General features: G+C 37.8%; 2 protein-coding genes. Both read left to right on the top strand.

What is annotated here, in order from left to right:
* Positions 1 to 447: phospholipase domain-containing protein (locus B1757_RS14945; RefSeq protein ID WP_143484305.1), on the top strand; the 447-nt coding region annotated here is incomplete at its 5' end.
* A gap of 115 nt (positions 448 to 562) precedes the next feature.
* On the top strand, positions 563 to 2,073 hold a 1,511-nt coding region (locus B1757_RS14940; protein ID WP_172437745.1), incomplete at its 3' end, for a TonB-dependent receptor plug domain-containing protein.

The following is a 2,073-nucleotide window of genomic DNA, read 5'->3' as shown; positions in this document are numbered from 1 at the left end:
CCTGCTAGCTCCGCACTTCCATACCATTACACCGTTGGTAGTCATGAGCATCTTGAGGATGAGATAACCATTCCCAAGGATCACAAACTCGCTTTCACACTGTACGGACCAGATGGATACATACGCAAGTTATCTGGTTCGGGTCCAACCGAGCTACTGATAGAAGCCTTACCAAAAGATAATGGTGACGTTGCACTTCACTTTCATAACCGAAGCTCAAAAATTCAGACTGTACATATTAGTGACGACAGTTACGGACAGGATTCAAGAATCTTGAAAGTAGATGCAGGATCAAACACTCATATTATCTGGCCATTAGATAAAAGTCATCATTGGTACGATCTGCAAATAAAAACAGAGACGCACACATGGCGTCTTGCTGGGCATGTCGAGAATGGCGAAGAAAGCTGGTCAGATCCAGCTAACAAATCACCAGTATTGCTTTAATATTTGTCAATTTTAATCAATCAAAAATGGAGATAATGATGAACGACGGAACCAACATGAGAATAGTCAGTCATACAAAAAAAATTCAACAAAATATAGTAAAATATGTTTATTAATGGCTGGAGTAGGACTAATAACACTCAGCAACCAGTCATTCGCCAAAGATCACATGCCAACAAATTCAGGAATAAATGTTGGCGAGGTGTCAAACAATTATGCAAGTAATATTGAAAATAAAAGAATTGACAAAAAGAAAATTGCAAAATCTTCACAATCAATATTATCTGTCTCAAAAAACCAACTTCAATATATGGCTCCTAATGCAGGTGCATTTCAACTAGCTAGCCGCTTACCAGGTGTACAAGTTCTTGGTTCAAATCCTAGCAGCGGTGTTGGCTCTAACAGTTTAAATATCAACGGATTTGGTGTGGGAACCGGACCAACAGTCAATGGTCATTTCAATGCCATACAGGTAAACTTTGATGGCATTCCATTGAGTAATCCTTTATCAGGTGATGGCGGATTCTACTCTGTAGAAGTGCCAATTGCACAAATATTAAACGGAGTAACCGTTAATTACGGTCCAGGTAATCCAGATTCACGCTGGCAGTCAAGCATAGGAGGTACTGTAAATTTTTTACCAGTTCAACCACAAAAAAATGCCAGCTTTAAAGTGGGGAGCTCATTTGGCAGTTACGGATCACAAACCCAATTTGCCGTAGCAAAATCTGGGTTATTTGGTGATGGGTGGACTGCAGTGGCAGCATTTGGTCATACTAATGGTCGTGTTCCGGGGTTGGAATATAATTATCCAACTCAAGCATATGTTTTCTTTGGAAAATTAACAAAAACATCTATGTCTGGTGATAGATATTCTCTAGGTTTATATCTTTCAAGGGCAAAATATTTAGCTGTGCCATCTATACCTATCACGCCTTTAGGTGGTTATACCGTTAACGGTTATGGTGTACCTGGAGCCCCATTAAGCGAGCAAACATCGGGATTTTATTCGACAGAAACAACAGATCAATCATATTTTCAATATACTGACAATATTTGGCTACTCTATGCTAAGCAGCATTGGTTACTATCTAAAAACTCAAGTATTGATAATAAAGTATGGTTTCAGCATTCACATCGAGTTCATGTTGGTCATGGATTATATAATGGTGACACTTCTCCCACACTTGATGAATATTATACACCAATTTTCTATTCCATTGGTGATCGTATCAAGTATTCAACCAACATTTCAAATAATCACATAAAAATAGGAGCGTATTTATATTATATAAATTACAAGAATCCTTATATTCTTTATAACGCACCTGTCCTACATGAATCTGTTGGTAATTTTTATTACGATGCTGATAATGATACTTCGCAAATTTCTGAATATGGCTATATTCAAGACACAATTGACTTATTAAAAGATAAACTAAAAATAACTCCTGGAATCGCATATGCCGCTTATCAGACAAGCGATGCGAACCTCTTGCCGCCTACAGGTTCACCGCTGTTGAATGGTGTTGTTAATGGCACCTTTGATTCTGGTGTTGAAACAAGTTTTGGCGGATTTGAACCATCACTTGGAATAAATTATCAAGTCATTAAAAATCTATACCT

The organism is Acidithiobacillus marinus, assembly GCF_002847505.1.
Taxonomy (GTDB): Bacteria; Pseudomonadota; Gammaproteobacteria; order Acidithiobacillales; family Acidithiobacillaceae; genus Acidithiobacillus; species Acidithiobacillus marinus.
Note: the sequence above shows the minus strand (reverse complement) of the source record. Positions and strands in the feature narration are given on the sequence as shown.